Source organism: Paraburkholderia sp. PREW-6R (genome assembly GCF_039621805.1).
Lineage (GTDB): Bacteria > Pseudomonadota > Gammaproteobacteria > Burkholderiales > Burkholderiaceae > Paraburkholderia.
The window spans coordinates 837505-856783 of sequence record NZ_CP155074.1 but is presented as its reverse complement, the minus strand read 5'-3'; the positions used below and the strand labels follow the sequence as shown (position 1 = coordinate 856783).

Here is a 19279-nt window from a genome sequence, read left to right as displayed (position 1 = left end):
AAAGCGTCCAGCCTCGTTGTGCTGTTCGAAAAAAGGCATAATACAGCCGCCGGTGCCCTTCGGGGCCGAAGAGGGAACACAGCGTTACTGTGGCTGCCCCCGCAACTGTATGCAGCGAGTCCGCCTGCTCCGCGTGCCACTGGTCCTGCCGCCTCGGCAGGACTGGGAAGGCTGCGGCGGACCATGACCTGCGAGCCAGGAGACCTGCCGGCGAGACTGTTCGTGCCAACCAACGTCGGGCGGGGTGTACCGATGCCGAAGCCACAGCCGCCTCGCGGGCGGCTTGCTCGGGCCGTCGCGCGACGCTAACTCCGGTGTCCGTCTTGAATCGAGCCACGCTCTCCTCCGTTTTGTCCGACGCGGTTGCCACGCTGCGGCCCTCGGCGTGTCCGGGGCTGCTGCGCATCGTCGCCGCGCGCGACGGCGGCATCTGCCGGATCCGACTGCCCGGCGGCGAATTGACGGCAGCCCAGGCTTCGGCCATCGCCGGCAGCAGCGCGCTGCACGGCAGCGGCGTCATCGAGCTGACCAATCGCGCCAATCTGCAGGTGCGCGGCGTGCGAAGCGGGCATGAAGCAGCGTTGAGCGCCGCGTTGATCGGCGCGGGGCTCGGTCCGATCGACCCGGCCAGTGCAGCGGCGGACGACGTGCGCAATGTGATGATCAGCCCGCTGGCCGGGCGCGATCCGGCTGCGCTGATCGACACTCGCCCCATTTGCGCCGAGCTGCTCGCGCTGCTGCAAGGCGAAACGCGGTTCGCCGCGCTGTCGCCAAAGTTCGCATTGATGCTGGACGGCGGCGAACGCCTCGTGCGGGTCGATCATCCACATGACGTGTGGTTTGCGGCAACAGCGACGCGTGACGGCGTGCGCTTCGTGTTCGGGCTGGCGGGGTGTGCACCACGCTTGCAGACGGGCGCGGCGCAGCACGCGGCTCCGGCGCTCGCCGCCGTGCTGCCGTCGCAGGTCCCCGCGCTTGCGCGTGCGTTGCTGCTGACGTTCGTCGACCTCGCCGACGCCGACGCGACCCGCATGCGCGACCTGCTCGCCGTGCGCGCCGTCGACACGATCTTGCGGCACGCGCAAACGTACCTGGACTTTCCGCTCACGCGCGACGCTTCCCTCGCGAACTGGCGCGGCACGGCAGCCGCCGACGCTACGCTGCGCTTAGGCGCGCACCGACAGCACACGCCGCACCTGTGGCATGCGGGCGCGCAAGTACCGCTTGGCCGGCTCGACGCCGCAAGCCTCCAGCGGCTTGCCGTGCTCGCGCAACGGCAAGGCAACGCGACGCTGCACGTTACGCCCTGGCAAAGCGTGCTACTCACCGATATCGCCGGGCACCACGTGCCAGCCGTGCTCGACGAATTCGATGCGCTCGGCCTCGCGCGCGAGCGCGCACAGCCCCTCGCCCGCCTGATTGCGTGCACGGGTTCGAGCGGCTGTGCAAAGGGCCTGGCCGACACGAAAGCCGACGCGCTGCAACTCGCCGAGCGCCTGCCGCCCGATGTGGACGTGCACCTGAGCGGTTGCCTGCGTTCGTGCGCCGCCGCGCACTGCGCGCCGTACACGTTGCTTGCGGTCGCGCCCGGCCTTTACGACCTTTATCGACGCGACGCCCAGCCGGGTTTCGGCGAGTGCGTCGCGCACCGACTGACGATCGACCAGGCGGCGAGCCTGCTCAATCAACTGGCCCGGAGTGCCCCCGATGTCTGAATACATTCGCGACGGTCAGGAAATCTATCGTCGATCGTTCGCGATCATCCGCGCGGAAGCCGAGCTTTCCCGCATTCCAGCCGACCTCGAAAAACTCGCGGTGCGCGTCATTCACGCGTGCGGCATGGTCGACGTCGTCGACGATCTTGCTTTCTCGGCCGGCGCCGGTACGGCAGGCCGCGCGGCACTTGCGCGGGGCGCGCCAATTCTGTGCGACGCCGGCATGGTCGCGCAAGGCGTCACTCGCGCGCGTCTGCGCGCAAAAAACGAAGTGATCTGCACGCTCATGCACGACAGTGTGCCGTCACTGGCACGCGAGATCGGCAATACGCGCTCGGCCGCCGCACTCGAACTCTGGCGGCCGCATCTCGCGGGCAGCGTCGTCGTGATCGGCAATGCGCCGACCGCACTCTTCCATCTGCTCGACATGCTCGAGGCCGGCGCGCCGCAACCCGCGCTCGTTCTAGGCTTTCCGGTGGGTTTCGTGGGCGCGGCCGAATCGAAAGCGGCGCTTGCCGAAAACCGCGTTGGCGTGCCTTACGTGGTGGTGCACGGGCGGCGCGGCGGAAGCGCGATGGCCGCGGCGGCCGTGAACGCGCTGGCGACGGAGGTCGAGTAAATGGCGGCGCAAGGACGATTGTTCGGACTCGGCGTCGGCCCCGGCGACCCGGAACTCATCACGTTAAAAGCGCTGCGCCTCTTGAAAGCGGCACACGTGGTGGGTTATTTCGTCGCGAAGGGCAAGAAAGGCAACGCGTTCAGCATCATCGAAACGCATTTGCACGACGCGCAGCAGCACTTGCCCATGGTGTACCCGGTCACGACCGAGGCGCTGGAGCCGCCGCTGTCGTATGAAGCGATCATTGCGGACTTCTATGACACGGCCGCGCAAGTGGTCGCCACCCATCTCGACGCGGGCCGCGACGTCGCGGTGATCTGCGAAGGCGATCCGTTTTTCTACGGCTCGTACATGTACCTCCACGACCGGCTCGCGGCGCGCTACGAAAGCGAGGTCGTGCCGGGCGTGTGCTCGATGCTCGGCGGTGCGGCCGTGCTCGGCGCGCCGCTCGTGTATCGCAACCAGAGCCTGTCGGTGCTGTCGGGCGTGCTGCCCGAACACGAATTGCGCCGCCGCCTCGCGGATGCCGACGCCGCCGTCGTGATGAAACTCGGGCGCAATTTCGACAAGGTCCGGCGTGTGCTCGGCGAACTCGGCCTCGATCGTCGCGCGCTCTATGTTGAACGCGCGACGATGGGCAATCAGCGCATCGTGCCGCTGGCCGAAGTCGATCCGATGGCATCGCCGTATTTCTCGCTGCTCGTCGTGCCGGGGGAAAAATGGCAAGGCTGACGCCACCCGCTATCGTGATTCTCGGCGCGGGCGCGCTGCCCACCGCGCGGCGCATTCAGGCGCTCTTCGAGGGCAGCGACGTGCACGCGCTCGAGGGGCGAGTGGAAGCGGACGTGGGCTATCGCGAGCTGGGTGTGCATCTGCGCGATCTGTACGCGCGCGGCACGCCGATCGTCGCGTTGTGCGCCGCGGGCATCGTGATCCGGTGCGTTGCGCCGCTGCTGTCGGACAAGGGTGTCGAACCGCCGGTGCTCGCCGTTGCCGAAGACGGCAGCGCGGTCGTGCCGCTGCTTGGCGGTCTGGCCGGCGTGAACGTGATGGCGCGCAAGATTGCTTCTGCGCTCGCCGTTTCTCCTGGCATCACGACGAGCGGCGAACTGCGCTTCGGCACTTGCGTGCTCAACCCGCCCGATGGTTATGTGCTTGCGGATATCGGACAGGGCAAGCGCTTCGTGTCGGATCTGCTCGCGGGGGAGAAAACACGTGTCGAGGGTGATGCGCCGTGGCTGGACAATGCGCAACTGCCTTGCTCGGAGACGGCGCGGCTCGCGATTCGTGTGACGCCGCGTGCGTGGGACGGAAGTCGGGATGAACTGGTGATTCATCCGCGCTGTGTAGTGGCGGAGGTGGCGTCGCCTGGGCCTGCCGGCGACGGGATCGCCGCTCGCGTACGCGAAGAACTGGCTGCGCACGGACTTGCCGCGCAGTCACTTGCCGCGCTGCTCGCGCCATCGTCGCGCATGACGGACGCCGCGCTCGCGCATGCCGCAGCGGAGCTCGGCGTGCCACTGCGCTTCATTACCGCACATTCCGACGACGCCGCGCGGCTTCACGGCGTGCCTCATGGCCGGACTGACGGACAGACTCATGGCCTGACTCGCGGCCTGATTGGAGGTCAGACTCATGGCCTGACTGACAGCCAGACTCGCGGCCTGACTGATGGCCTGCTGCACGCCGCTCTGCGCGTCCCGTACAAAACGCTGCCGAGCGACGCCGATCGAGGCACCACTCTCGCGCTGGCGACATTGGCGCTGGACGCCGACACCATCGGCCGCGCGCGCGGCCGTCTGACGGTGATCGGCCTCGGCCCTGGCAGTGCGGAGCTGATGGTGCCCGCCGCGCGCCGCGCACTAGACGACGCCACCGACATTCTCGGCTACGAAACCTATGTCCGGATGGCCGGCGCGCTGCGCGCCGGTCAACGCGTGCATGGCACGGACAATCGCGAGGAAATGCAACGCGCGCGCCATGCGTTCGAGCTGGCGAGCGAAGGACGAGCGGTGGTGATGGTCTCATCAGGCGATCCGGGCGTGTTCGCGATGGCCGCCGCCGTGCTCGAAGCGCTCGAAACGTCGCACAATGCCGACTGGGCCGCAGTCGAGCTGACGATCGTGCCCGGCGTGTCGGCCGCGTTCGCCACTGCTGCCCAGGCCGGCGCGCCGCTCGGCCACGACTTCTGCATGCTGTCGCTATCGGACAACCTGAAGCCGTGGACGATCATCGAAACCCGCCTGCGGCATGCCGCACAAGCCGATCTCGTGATGGCGTTCTACAACCCGATTTCGCGCGCCCGTCCGTGGCAACTCGACAAGGCGCTGGACATCGTGCGCGAATATCGCAGCCCGTCGACGCGCGTAGTGATCGGCCGGGATATCGACCGGCCCGGCGCCACATTACGCACCATGACGCTCGGCGAATTGCGCTCGTCGGATGTGGACATGCGGACCATGTTGATCGTCGGATCGTCGACCACGCGCGCTTTTCCCCGCCGCGCAAGCGGTTCCGAAGGCACCGCCGAAGCGGGTGAAGCCGACAGCGCCGAACACCTGCCAGGCGCGGAGTGGATCTACACGCCACGCTGGTACCCGTGAACCGGAACGGCGCGCATCACCGCTGCATCGCGGCCATGACCGCGCGCATCTGCACGCCGTCGGGCTCGGCGAGATCGTCGAGTATCGTGAAGTGATTGCGGCCGGCAAGCGGCACGAATCGCACCTGCTCACCCGCCCGCTCGCACGCCGCCGCATACTCCTGCGAATGCCGGACGAGTTCGGGCAACTCCGCGGTACCCACGGCGATCGTCATGGGCACGCCGTGGCCGCTGTGTCGCATCGGGCTGTACGCTGCGATCTCTTGCGGCGTGAGCTGGAGCTTGTCGTTTAGCCACGACATTGCGATCGGTTCGAGATCGACGAGCGCGCTGACCGGCAGTGCGTGAACCACCGACTCGTGCGCGCGATACAACGCGCTCAGCTGGCCGCCCGCCGAATGGCCCGCGAGGCAGACAGGCGCACGGGTGCCGAGCCCGTGAGTATCGGCAGCGAGGGCGTCGAGCAATGTGCCGATTTCGCCGACGATCTGCGTCATGGTTGCCTCCGGCGCCAGCGTGTATTCGGCCAGCACCACGTTAAAGCCGCACCCGAGCGGCCCGCTCGCGACAAACGCGAAATCCTCCTTGCTGCGCGCCTGCCAGTAGCCACCGTGAATGAACACGAACAGCGGCGCTTCGGCGTTGCCGCAAGGCAACCAGTCGAAGCGCTGACGCGGCCGCGGACCATACGCGATATCGCGCCGGCATGTCACGCTTTCATAAAGCTCCGCGCTGCGCGTCTGGAAACCGAGCATGCATGCGGCCGCGTCCGCGACGGCCGCCACGTTGTCGTAAGCGGCGCGTAGCGCCGTCTGATCCATTCCGCGATAAAGCTCAGTCATGACGTCCCCCGATTATTCAATCCTGACGGCGCACCGGCGCGCTCATGCCGCAACCTTCAGATCTTCGATTGCCCGCTGCCGCACGCCAAGATCGTCCCACAACTCCGGATGACAGGTGAACACCAGTATCTGGTGGCGCGTGGCGGCGTCGATCAATGCACGTTTGATTGCGTCGCGCCGCACGGAGTCGGTATGGACGGCGGCGTCGTCGAGCATCAGCAGGGTCGGCCTGCCGGACGCCTTCAGCAGGTCCGCATAGGCAAGCCGCGTAAGAATGCCAAGCTGTTCGCGCGTGCCGAAACTCAGCGCGTCGAGCGTATCTGCGCGTCCGTTGCGCTCGAGTGTCGCGGGACTCAGATCGTCGCCGAGCGCAATGGTGGACTGCGGAAAAATGCGTCTGAGGTAATGGCCGAGCCGGTCGGTGAGCGGCGCGCGCAACTGTGCAACTGCGGCGTCGCGCTCCTCGACGAGTATTTCGTCAAGCAGACTCAGCGCGCCGGCACGCACGCTGAGTTCGTCCTTGCGGCGCGCGGCCTGCTCCGCTTTCGCCTCGAGAGCGGCAAGCCTTTCACCTAGCCCGGACGCCCCCATTGTTTCCAGCTGGGTTCGCAATTGCGCGATCCGCACCTGCCGCTCGTGCTGCTCCGCACGCGCCAGTTCCGCCGATGCGCGAAAGCGCTTTGCTTCGGCAGCCGGATCGTCCAGGCGCGCCGCTTCCAGCTCACGTTCGCGGGTCTCGCGCTGCTTTCGCAGCGCCTCGACCTGCACACGTTGCTCGATGATCTTTGCCTGCCACTGCGCGCGGTTGCGGCGCAACGTTTCGTCGTTCAGCTGGGATTCCTTGCGCTGCAGTTGCGCGGCAAGCGACTCGCAAGTCGCCGTGCCGGTAGAGCGCTTTTCCGCTGCCTGCGCGAGGACTTTTCGCGCGGCTTCCAGCGCATCGCGCGCGATCCCGGCGTTGCGCCGCGCTTCGTCGAGCGGTTGCGCAGCCGACACATCGGGCAGCGCCGCGAGCCGGTCGTCGGCGGTTTGCAGACGCGCTGCCGTTGACGCCAGCGCGGCGCGCAATGCGTCGATGCCATCAGGCGCATGCACTTCGAGAATCCTCGCCTGGCTTTTCTGCTGCGCGACGAGCGCCTTCCATTGCTCATGGCGCGCCTCGGCCTCGCCGAGCGACGCCACGCCAAGACTCTGCAACAGCTGTGCATGGTGCGCTTCCAGCGCGGCCAGGGCGGCGAGCTGCGCGGCAAGATCCGACACGCCCGGAATCACCCGCAATTCGCCCAGTTCGCCGAGACCAATGACTTTCTCTTCATCCAGACGCAGCACACCGATGCCGCTTACCGCTTCGCCGCCGACCGTGACCGCGCCATTCAGCCGATACTCGACGCGCGTCATCGCCGCTTCGGTACGCGCGCGCAGCACGGTCAACTCGCCGTCGAGCGCTGTCAGCCGCTTGAGCTTCGCCTCGTCGATCTCGAGCGCGGCGGCCGCACGCGCCGCTGCAAGCATGGCTTCGGCAGCCTCGCCGGCGGCGGCGATCGACGTCTGCAGCCGCTCGCTTTCCGCACGATACAGCCCGGTCTGGCTGCGCAGATCGGCCGCCGTGACCGCCGCGTTCGCCAGTTCGAGCGCACGGTTCGCGTCGGCGGCGGCCTGCTCGAACTGCGCGACGCTCGACGCCGCTTGCGCGTGCGCGGTCTGGGCCGCGGCGACGTTGGCACGCGCCGCGTCCAGTTGCTCGCGCTCACGCGCAATGGCCGCTTCGAGTTCAACCGCGCCCTGCTCCTGTTGCAACGACAGCGCAAGCTCCGCCTCGCTCACCTGCAACGATTGCGCGACTTGCTGGAGGCCGCGCTCCAGATCCGCCGCGGCGTCGGCGCGCTGTTGCGCGAGCATGGCCTTCTGCTCGTGAACTTCCCAGGGACGCTTGCGCTGCGCGTCGTCGAACGCCTCCTGCTGGGCGGCGAGACGCGCAATGTTCTCCTCGAACTGCTGGCGCTGCTGTTGCAAGCCTTCACGCTCGGCGAGCAGCGCAGCGAGCGCCTGTTCGGCCTCCGCGAGCGGCCCCGTGGACTTCTGCGTGCGCGCCGTGAGCAGTTGGCGCAACTCGCGCTGCACGGCTGCAATCAGCGCGTCTTCGCCGGCCGATTCCGTACCGCCCGACAGTTGCGACAGCGCGTCACGCAAATACTGCGCGGCGTGACCGGTCGAATGGCGCACGTCCTGTGTGCCGCCCTGTTGCACCCACAACAAACCCGGCACGCCGGCGTGCTCGGCTTTCAGCGGTCCGCGCGCCGCACGCGAAAAGCCAAGCAGCGCCGCGAGCCTGTCTTCGGCCTCGTCTTCGCCGTAGACGGCGGACCCAATCGTGAGCTCACAGCGCTGGCGCGTGACGAACTGCTTGGACAACCGGCATGCCGCACCGTCCAGCTCGAAAGTCACCTCGACCGAGGGTTGCCCGCTCGCCTTACCCCACGGCAGCAGGTCTTTCAGATGCGAAGCCTTGTAGCGTTCGAGAAACACGGCGCGTACCGCTTCCGCGACCGTGCTCTTGCCCACTTCGTTCGGACCGGTGAAAAGATTCAGACCAGGCTGCAGATCGTCGATGACGAGCCGTCCGCTGAACTGCTTGAACTCCTGAATCGCGATACTACGCAGCTTCATGCGGACCTCGCTTCGCGCGGCAAATCACGCTGAAACCGCGCCAGAAGCAGCAATGCCTCGGCCGCTCGCCGGAGCGTTTGCGGATCGGAGTGCGGGTCTTCCTGCATGGCGCGCAGCCGTGCGACGACTTTCGCGAGATAGCCGCTCTGCGCGCCGAGTTCGGCCAGGTCGTCCGCGGTGGGCAAAACCTGCAGCGCGCCCAGGTCGACACGCAGCGCACGCACGCGGGCGCGCGTTTCCTCCACGGCCACGTGCAGCCTTTGTGCATCCGCCAGTGTGGCGGTGCCGGTCACCACCAGCCGAAGCACGTCGTGACTGCTCATCCCGGCGAGGCGCGCCTGTAACGAATCGATGTCGGTTGGCACGGAGATCGTTTCCTCCCAGCGGTGCCACCGGTATTTGCCGACCCGCACCGGCTCCACGCGTGGCGGCGCACCCGGCTCGTCCAGCGTGACGTCGAGCACGAAACCGGGATCGTTCGCACGAAAACGGTCCTGCTCGTGCGTGCCGGCGTACCACGTGCGTTCGTCCACGCGCAGGTGACCGTGCCAGTCGCCGAGCGCCAGATAGTCGAGCCGCGCACTCACGGCACGGGTCGGCGAAATCGGGTTCGACGAGTCGATGCCTTCCTGCAGGATGCCGCTCATGCTGCCGTGAGCGAGCCCCACACGGTGATAGCCGGCAGGTGTTTCCGTGGTGTCGAAGAAGCCGGTCGTGTCGTCGTACGTGATGCGCTGGGTCAGCGGCGCACACAGGAATGCACTGCGGCACGACTCCAGCGCGATCACACCGGGTGCGAGCGCGACGCGCACATTCGGCGGGATGCAGCCAAGACGCTGCGCGCGCGTCCATACGCTTTCGACGAGCGCGGCGTCGTGGTTGCCCGGCAGCATGATCCATGGTCCGGAAAAGCCTTGCAGCGCGCCGAACAGGCGGCGGATCACCGTATCCGAAACGGTCTGCAGGTCGAATACGTCGCCCGCGACGAGCACCGCGTCGACCTTGCGCGCCGCCGCTTCCCCGGCGATCCGGCGCACTGTCTCGAAGCGCGCTTCGGCAAGATGCGCCGCCTCGTCCGGCTCGAACTGGCCGAATTGCGTGCCGATCTGCCAGTCTGCGGTGTGCAGGAACCTGATCACTGTGCCTCCCCTACTCTTAACGCCCGAGTTGCCCGATGTTGCGAGTTATCCGCGGGCGCTGACGCTCGCAGTCAAGCCATGAATGTTACCGCGTCAACGATGCAAAGCGTGCCCCAGATGGGATTGTCCAGAAGTCATAGGACAGCGCAATCATTGCAACGCCTCGTCCGTTGCGTGGCGCGCGGCGCTACACTCGCGGTTCTGGAAACGTACCTGCCGCCCTGTTGCGCCGCTGCCGATGAACAAGTCAATCGAGTTGAAAAAGGCCAAGCGCTTGCCGCTGCTGCTCCTGCTGGCCGCTGCGTGCATCTTCGTCGTCACGGCATTCATGCCGCGCGGATTATGGGTGGATGGCGTCAAGGCGATTGCAGAGGCGGCAATGGTGGGCGCGCTCGCCGACTGGTTCGCGGTGGCCGCACTTTTTCGCCGCGTGCCCATTCCGGTCGTATCGGCGCACACCGCGATCATTCCGAGGAACAAGCACAAGATCGCCGACAACCTCGCCGTTTTCGTGCAGGACAAATTTCTCGACGTGCCCTCGCTCGTCGGTCTGATCCAGAAATACGACCCGGCGCGCAGCATCACCCGCTGGCTCACCGAGCCGGCGAACGCCGCGCGTCTTGGCGACTATGTCGTCAGACTCACGGGCGGAATACTCGAGCTGACCGACGACGTGCGCATCCAGGTATTCATCAAGGATGCGCTGCGCGACGTGCTGGCCAAAGTCGATCTGTCGCAGTCGATGGGCACCATTCTCGACACCCTCACCAAAGACGGACGCCACCAGGCGCTGCTCGACGCGGCTATCGGGCAGGTGCTGGCGTTGCTGCAGGAACCGCACGCGCGCGAATTCATCGCGGAACGAATCGTCGACTGGGTGAAAGGCGAGTATCCGAAAATGGAGCGGATACTGCCGTCCGCGTGGCTCGGGGAAAAAGGCGCGGACGCCATCGCTGGCGCGGTGAACCGCATGCTCGAACAGATCAGCGAGAATCCCACGCACGAGCTTCGGCAGAAGTTCGACGACGCTGTGCAGAAGCTCATCGTGAAGCTCAAGTCCGACCCGGCGTTCCTGCACAAGGGCGAGGAGGTGAAGCGCTATCTGGTGGAAAGCGACGCGCTCGGCACATACGTCAAGGACATGTGGGGCGAGTTGCGCGCATGGCTCAAACGCGACCTGCAAAGCAGCGATTCGGCGTTGCATGCACGCGTGATGGCAATGGGCCAATGGGTGGGGCGCGAACTGGCGCGTGATCCCGCGCTGCGTCAGTCGCTGAACGATCACCTGGAAGACGCAGCACGCGCAATGGCGCCGGAATTCGCGCAATTCCTCACACGCCATATCAGCGATACGGTCAAGAACTGGGACGCCCGCGAAATGTCACGGCACATCGAGTTGAACATCGGCAAGGATCTGCAGTACATCAGGATCAACGGGACGCTGGTTGGCGGTTTCATCGGCTTGCTGCTCTATACGGCGTCGCAACTGTTCGAGCTGCTGAGAATGCATGTGGGATAAACATGCGGGCATATGACTTGCTTTAGCGCATAGCTAGCCGTAGCATCCCGCCCGTGTAACGGACCGGGCGATCGCGCCATTCACCGGAAAGTGTGTTCATGAAAATATCGCTACCGCCGCATGGGCGGCCGAATCGCGTCTACCCGCCGGGCACGCCGAGTCTGCACGGGCTCGCGTCGGTCATCACGGGCGTCGTCGTGGTATGCGCGCTGTATTTCGGCCGCGAGGTGCTGATTCCAATCACGCTGTCCGTGCTGCTCAGTTTTCTGCTCGCGCCACTCGTCCAGATGCTGCGACGGCTGCACATGGGGCAATTGCCGTCCATTTTCATCGCCGTGATATTTGCTCTGGCGAGTCTGCTGGCGGTCGGCGGCCTGATCGGTGCGCAACTGGTGCAACTGGCTGGCGACCTGCCGCAGTATCAGGTGGCGATCGAGCAGAAGGTCGAGACGATCCAGGAAAAAACCGTAGGCCGCGCGGATTCAATGATGAGCCGTGCCGCGGCCGCATTGCAGCGCGTCGCACCCACGCGGCCGAACCCGCCGGCGCCGAGAGGGCGTGCTGCGCGCAATGCGCCGGCCGTGCCGACGCCAGTCGAGGTGCACGAACCGTCGCCCACGCCGATGCAGCTCGCACAGCGCGCGCTGTCGCCAGCCATCGCGCCGATCGAGACGACTTTCATCGTGCTCGTCGTGACGATTTTCATTCTGTTGCAACGCGAGGACTTGCGCGACCGGCTGATCAGCCTGTTCGGCTCGCGCGATCTGCACCGGACCACGACCGCGATCAATGACGCCGCGGTGCGGCTCAGCCGCTACTTCGTCGCGCAACTCGGCGTGAATCTGAGTGCGGGCGGCGTGATCGCGATTGGTCTTGCCATCATCGGTGTGCCGGGCGCGCTGCTGTTTGGCGTGATTGCCGCGTTGCTGCGCTTCGTGCCGTACATCGGCATCTGGATCGCGGCGCTTCTCGCGGTCTTTCTCGCAGCCGCCATCCAGCCGCAATGGACCATGGCGGTCTATACGCTGATCCTGTTCGCCGTCGTGGATGTCGTGGCCGGACAGATTGCCGAGCCGCTGCTCTACGGACACCGCTCGGGCCTTTCTCCGCTCGCGGTGGTAGTCGCGGCGATTTTCTGGAGCTGGCTGTGGGGGCCAATCGGTCTCGTGCTGTCCACGCCGCTCACGCTGTGCGTGGTGACGCTCGGACGCTATGCCGACCGCCTGAACTTTCTCACAGTGCTGCTTGGCGATCAGCCTGCACTCACGCCGGCGCAGAACTTTTATCAGCGGCTCCTCGCGGACGACCCACACGAAGCAATCGTGCAGGCCGAGCGTCTGTTGCGCGAGATGTCGCTGATCGACTATTACGACAAGGTCGCGCTCGAAGGCCTCAAGCTCGCCCGCAACGACGCAACGCGCGGCGTGTTGATGCCGGACCAGTTGGCGCGCATCAACGAATCGCTGGTGGACATCGTCGAAAACCTGGAAATTGCGGACGGGCTGCCCGACCGGCTGCTCCGCGCCGAGCCTGCGGAACCGCCGGGAGCGTTGCCCGGCTCCGCATCAGCGGATCATGGCGAGCCGCAAGACGCGCACACCACGACCCCCGCCTCCGCCCAGTCACAGGCGCACACAACGTCTTCCGATAGCGAAGCGAACAGGACCTCCGTGCTATGCGTGCCCGGACGCGGCGCATTCGACGAGGTGACGACGGCCATTGCCGTGCAGTTACTTGCCCGCCAGGGCCTTGCGCCGGTGATGGCGACGCACTCCGGCTATCGCAGTGCCCGCGCCGACGAGCCGAGCTTCAGGGACGCGCCGATCATCTGCATCGTTTCGCTCGATGCACCTGAATCGCCGCCCTATCTGCGCAACATGCTGCGGCGCACGCGCGAGTGGCGGCCGCGCGCGACGCTCGTAGTAGGCGTTGGCGGTGCGCCCGAGGGCGGCGCCGAAATGAGCGCGACCGGCGCTTCGCACGCGGCACCCACCTTTCGCGCGATGATCGAAGAGTGTCAGCTCGCCGCCAGTGTGCAGTACACGCACGCTGTCGCGCACACGGCCGGCGCCGATTGAAGGCAGCCTCGTCGTCAGGCAGGCATCTCGTCAGACAGGCCACGTCCGACGAGCTAAACCGTGCGACGCCTGAACGAAGTACGGCCGCCTGTCGATCAGAAGCGGTGGCGGATACCGGTCGTGAAGACGAACTGGCTTCTCGACGTGGACGGCTCGGACGTGCCGTAGACCTGCGCCATGTTCACGCCGCGGCTGTTGTTCGCGCCGAGTTGCGTCACCGCCTCGGCGTAGACGTCGGTACGGCGAGACAGCGAATAGTCGGCCTGCAGACCCAACTGATTCCAGTGTGCCGCGCCGGTATCGGAGTCGGTCGTACCAGGCGCTGCGCGCAGTGACTGCGTGTACGTGTAGGCGACGCCCAGCCCCAAAGCCGGCGTGACGTTGTAGCGAGCGTTGACCTCGTAGTTGTTAAAGCGGACCGAGCTATCGGCCAGTTTGTCCTGGAAGCGGCTCTGCGTGAACACGGCGCCCACGACGAACGGGCCGAAATCATAGCTTCCGCCAGCGCCCCACGTGCGCTGGTTCTGCACGCCGCTCAGTGCCGACGCCGCGAACGTGCCGCCTTCGATCGCGCCGCTGCTCTGGTTCAGGTCCATGCCCTGGTATTGCAGATAACCTGCACCCAGCTTCAAACCAGCGATTGTGTAGCCGGCGCCTACGCTATAAGCACGGTTATCCGCAAAACCCGCCTGATTCGAGAAACCATACAGCCCGCTAAATGACAAGCCGGCATAGTTCGCGCTCTGGAACTTGACCGAGTTGTTCACACTGATCGACGCATCCGCATTGTCGTTGTCGCCCCGATGCGCGAAGTATGTGCCGCCCCAGCTCCCCGCGGCGGTGAGCGGGCTCAGATAGTCGACCACCGAGTCGTACTGGCGGCCGAACGTGAGCGTGCCCACGTCGCTCGACAGACCTACGTAAGCCTGGCGGTTGAACAGCGTGTTCGACTGGACCTGGCTGCCGTTCGCAATATTGAAGCCGCTTTCGAGCCGGAACACCGCTTTAAGGCCGCCGCCCAGGTCTTCGACGCCGCTCAGTCCCCAACGGCTGTCTTCCACGTTGCTGCCGGTCATCGCGACGACCGCCTTGCCACCGGTAAGACGTCCGTCCGGCGTAATCTGCGACGACGAACTGGCCTCATTGCTCACATAGGTCAGACCCGCGTCGATAATGCCGTAAAGCGTGACGCTGCTTTGCGCGTGTGCGGCGCCCACGCACGTGGCGGATACAGCGGTAGCAATAAGGATTTTTTTCATTTGAATGCCTTGCGTTAGATTCTTGAACCCGGCGCGCAACGAGGCCGGACATTGCCAAACGCTGCCGTCACTTTCCGGATTTCAGTTCGCGATACGTCCGGATAGTGCGCACAACGTAGAATCAGAATCTTAGTGGCTTCTTTCTTTCAGCCATCAGCCACGAATACGCAAAACTATTTTCAGCGTTAATCGAAGCATGCGCTTTAATTAGGATAATCCTTATCAGACAACACTTTGGCGCCTTCTAACAAAGCCGCTGTGGTGGGTCTTCGTTGCTTACTTCCCACAACACGAATTCACCGTCTTTTTTTGAGAAGGAATTAACGATACCCTGGAATATTACAAAATTGATCAAAACACTTTGTGTAAAAAATCGAATTTAAAAAAACTGGTCAAAAACGCCCCATACACTTATCTCCCCTGCCATTTATCCGTTAAAGCTGGAATCAGCATGAATCAACTTCAGGCAATGAAAGTTCTGATCAATATCGCCGAAACCATGTCGTTTGGACAGGCGGCCGCCAATCTCGGCATTTCAAACGCCATGGTGACGCGTTATCTTGAGCAACTGGAGGCGCATCTCAATACACGGCTCGTCAACCGCAATACCCGCACGCTCTCCATGACCGAAGAAGGCGAGCTTTACGCCAAAGGTTGCAGGTCCATTCTCGACGAGATCGAAGAAATCGAATCAGTCGCGATCCGCGGCGCAACCGAGCCATCGGGTACGCTGAAAGTCGCCGCTGGTGCGTCTTTTTCGCTGTCGAGTCTGACGCCGTTGTTGCAGCAGTACCTGCAGATGTACCCCAGCGTCAAACTCGCGATCACGCTGCTGCATCAGCACGTGGATTTCGTGCGCGAGGGTTTCGACGTAGGCATCGTCCAGCCACGGCAGATCAGCGGCACCACGCTCATCAAGCGTCCGCTATTGAACGTGCGGCCGGTCGCCGTGGCGTCGCCCGCGTATCTCGACGCAAAGGGTAAGCCGCTCAAACCCTCGGACCTGACCGCGCACACGTTCCTGTCGCTCACGGCCGTCGGGCAGGACGGCAACTGGCAGTTCCTTTCGCCGGACGGGCATGAAACGCACGTCACGCTCGAAGCTACGCTGGCCGTCAACAACGCGGTGATGCTTCGGCATGCCGCGCTCGCCGGCATGGGCATCGCGGTGCTGCCCGAAAACCACGTGATCGGCGACCTGCGCAACGGCGCACTGCTGCCGCTGCTCGCCGATTTCCGCATCATGAATGCCGAAAAGGAACTGGCGATCGTCTATGCGGACCGTCGCCATATTTCCGCGAAAACGCGCTCTTTCGTCGACTTCTCTATCGCGTGGTTCCGTTCCAACGCGGAATGTCTGACGAGCGCTCAGTCTGCCGCTTATCCTGCCGCTCAGCCCGCCGCTCTTCCCTCCGCTACACGCGCCGCGTAGCTACGCGCGCGGCACGGCGCCTGGCTGGCCGACGGCACGGTCGTCTGTACCCAAAATGAGGACACGCCCGCGTTGCCACGCCTTCATACTTCCTTATCGATCCGCCGCCGGGCAAGTGCCGACACATTCGGCCGCGCAAGCAGTCGGCGTGAACAATCAGGAGACAGGCATGAGCCGCGCTTTCAAACCTTATCCCTTTGCGTCTCGCCGTTATGAGGGCGTCGTGCCCGCGCTCGTCGACGGCCGCGATCCGTTGCGGCGCGCCGTCGCGATTGTCGGCGGCGGTCCGGTCGGCCTGACGCTCGCGCTTGCGCTCGCGCGCCAGGGTGTGCGCTCGGTGGTGATCGAAGCTGACGACGGCGTGTGCACCGGTAGTCGCGCCATCTGCATTTCGCGGCGCAGCCTGGAAATTTTCAAACGTCTCGGCGTGGTGCAGGGCTTTCTGCAAAAAGGCTTGCCGTGGACGGGCGGCCGCAGTTTCTACCGTGATGCCGAAGTGTTCCGCTTTACCATGCATCAGGACGACGAGCAATCGTTGCCACCGATGATCAATATTGCGCAGTATCAGATCGAACAGTTGCTGCTGGACGAAGTGGAGCGGCATGGCGATCTGATCGAAATCCGCTGGCAGACGCGTTTGACCGGAATCGAGCGGCATGGCGTCGAAGGCGCGGGCTCTGGCGCAACGTTGACCCTGCAAACGGGCGGCGCCGGCACTACAAGCACTACAAGCACTACAAGCACTACAAGCACTACAAGCAGCACAACACGCCCAACGCCAGCAGGCAAAACAGGCGCTATCGCAGGCGCCCACGCCGGCACAGCCTGGCAAATGGACGCCGACTGGGTCGTCGCGTGCGACGGCGGCCGCAGCACCGTGCGCGACGCGCTCGGCGTGAAGCTCACCGGCACGACGTATGAAGGCCGCTATGTGATCGTCGATATCGCATTGCAGAGCGATCGCGCGACGGAACGGCTTGCCTACTTCGATCCGCCGTCCAATCCCGGCTCCACGGTGCTGGTCCACAAGCAGCCCGACAATGTCTGGCGCATCGATTACCAGTTGCGCGACGACGAAGACCCGGAGGCCGCGGTCCAGTCGCAGAACGTGATGCCGCGTGTTCAGAGCGTGCTCGACTCAATGGGCGAAACAGGCGAATGGTCGCCGATCTGGATCACGGTCTACAAGGCCAACGCGCTGACGCTCGAACGCTACCGTCACGGGCCGGTGCTCTTCGCCGGCGACGCCGCACACCTCGTGCCGATTTTCGGCGTGCGCGGCGCGAACTCCGGCATCGACGACGCCGACAATCTCGGCTGGAAACTCGGCTGCGTGGTCAACGGCACCGCATCCCCGCGACTGCTCGACAGTTACAGCGACGAACGCGTGTACGCAGCCCGCGAAAATCTCAGCTACGGGATGAAAAGCACGGAGTTCATGGCGCCGCCTTCCTTTGCGTTCGACCTGATGCGCACGGCCGTGCTCGGTCTTGCCGCGCATCATCCGAAGGTGCGTCCGCTGATCAATCCGCGGCAAACGCATGCGATCGCCTATCGGGAATCGCCGCTGAACCCGAGCGTCGACGCCACACCTGACCCTGCATTCGGTTGCGGACCCGCGCCCGGCTCCGCGTTGCCGGAATGCCGCCTGACGCGCGAGAGCGACGGCGCGCTGACTGCGTGTCATCTGACAGACGTGCTGGCGCCCTGCTTCACCGCGCTGCGCTTCGAGCCATCCGCCGCACAGAGCGATGCGCACGACGAGGCCTGGCAGCAGGCGCAGCACACGCTCGCCGCACGCGGCATTCCGTTCAAAAGCGTGACGGTGCTTTCGGGCACGCCCGACCTGCCGACGCAAGCGAGCTTGCCTCTCTACGACACGACCGGGCACCTGCACGCGATGCTCGACGCCACACCAGGCACGGTCTATCTGATCCGTCCCGACGGCCACGTGCTCGCGCGCTGGCGCAATGGCGGCGCGCCGGCCATTCAGCAAGCCATCGTCGCCTGTCTGGCCGGCTGAACGCCGCCGCAAAATTCACCCCCACAAGCTTCAATGACCGCCAAACCACGCAGGAACACGCCTCATCATGACTGACAGCGATCTCGATCTCGTCTACACGACACTGTGCAACGCGCTCACACAGCAAGGGGAAGGACAGGCGCCGCTTTATCTGGCCCGGCTCGCGATGTTATGCATCACTGAATTTGACGACGCGCCGCGCGCACTAGCGCTGATCGAGGCGGCGAGACTGCCTGCATCGTCCGCATTGACGGTGCAAACGGCGGCATGAAAAAAGCCACCGCGTGCACGTGGTGGCTTTCTCCGGTCGTTGCCATTAACAGGCGAGCCAGCAAACAACGCAGCATTCAACACCTACCTCACTGCCTCGGGTACAGACCCCGCGTACTGGCATGCAACCGCGCGAGTCCCAGCAACGCGTCCGTGTAAGGCGTGGGCACCTGCGTCAATTGCCCCAGTTCGCGCACCGCACTCACCAGCGCATCGAGTTCCACCGCTTTGCCCGCCTCCACATCCTGCAGCATCGAGGTTTTCATTGCGCCGAGTTTGAGCGTGACTTCATTGCGATCTTCCGGGTTCTGATCGATCGGAATGCCGAAGCGCGCGCCGATTGCCTGCGCCTCCAGCATGATGCGCGTGACGAAGCCGCGCACCAGCTCGTCGCTCAAAATCCGGTCCGTGGTCGCGCCGGTGATCGCGCTGATCGGGTTCATCGTCATGTTGCCCCACAGCTTGTACCAGACGTCGCGCTGGATCCGCGCGGACACGGACACATTGAAGCCCGCCGCCGCGAGGGTCGCGCGCAACGCCTGAACGCGCTCGCCTGATTCGCGGGACGCTTCGCCGATGATCAAGCCATTGCCCACGTGATGCCGGATCACGCCCGGCGCATCGACCAGACAACTTGCATGCACCACGCAGCCCACCGTTTGCGCGGACGGAATCGCCGCGGCGATTGCGCCGTCCGGGTCGATCGACTTGAGCCGCTTGCCGGCGAAATCGTCGCCCAGTCCGTCGCAGAACCACCACGGCACGCCGTTCATCGCGGTAAGAACGATTGTCTGCGAATCGAGCAGCGGCGCGATCTGTTCGGCGACGGACGCCATCGCGGGGCCTTTGACCGCCACCACGACGAGATCCTGCACGCCCAGCTCCGCCGGGTCCGCGCTGGCTTTCACCGGCACCGCGTGGGTCGTGCCGTCCTCAACCAGACGCAGGCCGTGCGCACGCAATGCATCGAGCGTCGCGCCGCGCGCGACCACGCTCACTTCGTGTCCGGCCTGCGAAAGCTTTACGCCCATCCAGCCGCCAATCGCGCCGGCACCGTAGATTGCTATCTTCATTGACCGAGTCCTCGTGTTTTTCTGATGATGGTTCTCTGACG

General features: G+C 64.9%; 14 protein-coding genes and 1 riboswitch. Of the genes, 9 read left to right on the top strand and 5 right to left on the bottom strand.

Annotation, left to right across the window (positions count from 1 at the left end; translation table 11 throughout):
- Positions 1 to 33: 33 nt before the first annotated feature.
- Positions 34 to 227, top strand: a riboswitch (cobalamin riboswitch).
- A 96-nt stretch (positions 228 to 323) separates the two neighbouring features.
- From cobG to cobJ, 4 genes are read left to right on the top strand one after another with little or no spacing between them, the layout of a single operon-like run.
- A complete protein-coding gene (cobG, locus tag AAGS40_RS19045; protein WP_345816336.1) occupies positions 324 to 1715 on the top strand; it encodes a precorrin-3B synthase in 1392 nt (463 codons plus the stop codon).
- Positions 1708 to 2334, top strand: coding sequence for a precorrin-8X methylmutase (locus AAGS40_RS19040; RefSeq protein WP_345816335.1), 627 nt, complete (start codon positions 1708 to 1710; stop codon positions 2332 to 2334). The genes cobG and AAGS40_RS19040 overlap by 8 nt, the downstream gene beginning before the upstream one ends.
- Positions 2335 to 3066: a precorrin-2 C(20)-methyltransferase gene (locus AAGS40_RS19035; protein WP_345816334.1), complete on the top strand. Its 732-nt coding sequence runs from the start codon at positions 2335 to 2337 to the stop codon at positions 3064 to 3066.
- Positions 3054 to 4937 carry a precorrin-3B C(17)-methyltransferase gene (cobJ, locus tag AAGS40_RS19030; protein WP_345816333.1) on the top strand — a complete coding sequence of 628 codons (1884 nt, stop codon included), beginning with the start codon at positions 3054 to 3056 and terminating at the stop codon, positions 4935 to 4937. The genes AAGS40_RS19035 and cobJ overlap by 13 nt, the downstream gene beginning before the upstream one ends.
- A 16-nt stretch (positions 4938 to 4953) precedes the next feature.
- Here cobJ and AAGS40_RS19025 read toward each other — a convergent pair whose 3' ends face one another.
- Genes AAGS40_RS19025 through AAGS40_RS19015 form a run of 3 tightly spaced genes read right to left on the bottom strand, consistent with a single transcriptional unit; the run spans position 4954 to position 9584 of the window.
- A complete protein-coding gene (locus tag AAGS40_RS19025) occupies positions 4954 to 5778 on the bottom strand; it encodes an alpha/beta hydrolase (RefSeq protein WP_345816332.1) in 825 nt (274 codons plus the stop codon).
- Between the two features lie 42 nt (positions 5779 to 5820).
- Positions 5821 to 8445 (bottom strand): AAA family ATPase, encoded by a 2625-nt coding sequence (locus AAGS40_RS19020; protein WP_345816331.1) that lies wholly within the window; start codon positions 8443 to 8445, stop codon positions 5821 to 5823.
- Positions 8442 to 9584, bottom strand: coding sequence for a DNA repair exonuclease (locus AAGS40_RS19015; protein WP_345816329.1), 1143 nt, complete (start codon positions 9582 to 9584; stop codon positions 8442 to 8444). Before AAGS40_RS19015 ends, AAGS40_RS19020 begins: the two co-directional genes overlap by 4 nt.
- A 238-nt stretch (positions 9585 to 9822) precedes the next feature.
- On the opposite strand from AAGS40_RS19015, the gene AAGS40_RS19010 reads away from it, so the two are divergent.
- Together AAGS40_RS19010 and AAGS40_RS19005 are read left to right on the top strand one after the other, a co-directional pair.
- A complete protein-coding gene (locus tag AAGS40_RS19010; RefSeq protein WP_345816328.1) occupies positions 9823 to 11103 on the top strand; it encodes a DUF445 domain-containing protein in 1281 nt (426 codons plus the stop codon).
- Positions 11104 to 11201: 98 nt separating this feature from the next.
- Entirely contained in the window at positions 11202 to 13181 is a 1980-nt protein-coding gene (locus tag AAGS40_RS19005) for an AI-2E family transporter (RefSeq protein ID WP_345816326.1), read from the top strand.
- 95 nt (positions 13182 to 13276) lie between these two features.
- Here the strand turns inward: AAGS40_RS19005 and AAGS40_RS19000 are convergent, their stop codons facing one another.
- Positions 13277 to 14440, bottom strand: coding sequence for a porin (locus AAGS40_RS19000; RefSeq protein ID WP_345816325.1), 1164 nt, complete (start codon positions 14438 to 14440; stop codon positions 13277 to 13279).
- A gap of 451 nt (positions 14441 to 14891) precedes the next feature.
- On the opposite strand from AAGS40_RS19000, the gene AAGS40_RS18995 reads away from it, so the two are divergent.
- From AAGS40_RS18995 to AAGS40_RS18985, 3 genes are all read left to right on the top strand, one after another.
- Positions 14892 to 15872, top strand: a complete 981-nt coding sequence (locus AAGS40_RS18995; RefSeq protein WP_345816323.1) for a LysR family transcriptional regulator — start codon at positions 14892 to 14894, stop codon at positions 15870 to 15872.
- Between the two features lie 169 nt (positions 15873 to 16041).
- Positions 16042 to 17895, top strand: a complete 1854-nt coding sequence (locus tag AAGS40_RS18990) for an FAD-dependent oxidoreductase (RefSeq protein ID WP_345816322.1) — start codon at positions 16042 to 16044, stop codon at positions 17893 to 17895.
- Between the two features lie 67 nt (positions 17896 to 17962).
- Complete coding sequence (locus tag AAGS40_RS18985; RefSeq protein WP_345816321.1) at positions 17963 to 18166, top strand: hypothetical protein; 204 nt, start codon at positions 17963 to 17965, stop codon at positions 18164 to 18166.
- Positions 18167 to 18254: 88 nt separating this feature from the next.
- Here the strand turns inward: AAGS40_RS18985 and AAGS40_RS18980 are convergent, their stop codons facing one another.
- Positions 18255 to 19238: a 2-dehydropantoate 2-reductase gene (locus AAGS40_RS18980; RefSeq protein WP_345816320.1), complete on the bottom strand. Its 984-nt coding sequence runs from the start codon at positions 19236 to 19238 to the stop codon at positions 18255 to 18257.
- Between the last annotated feature and the right edge of the window lie 41 nt (positions 19239 to 19279).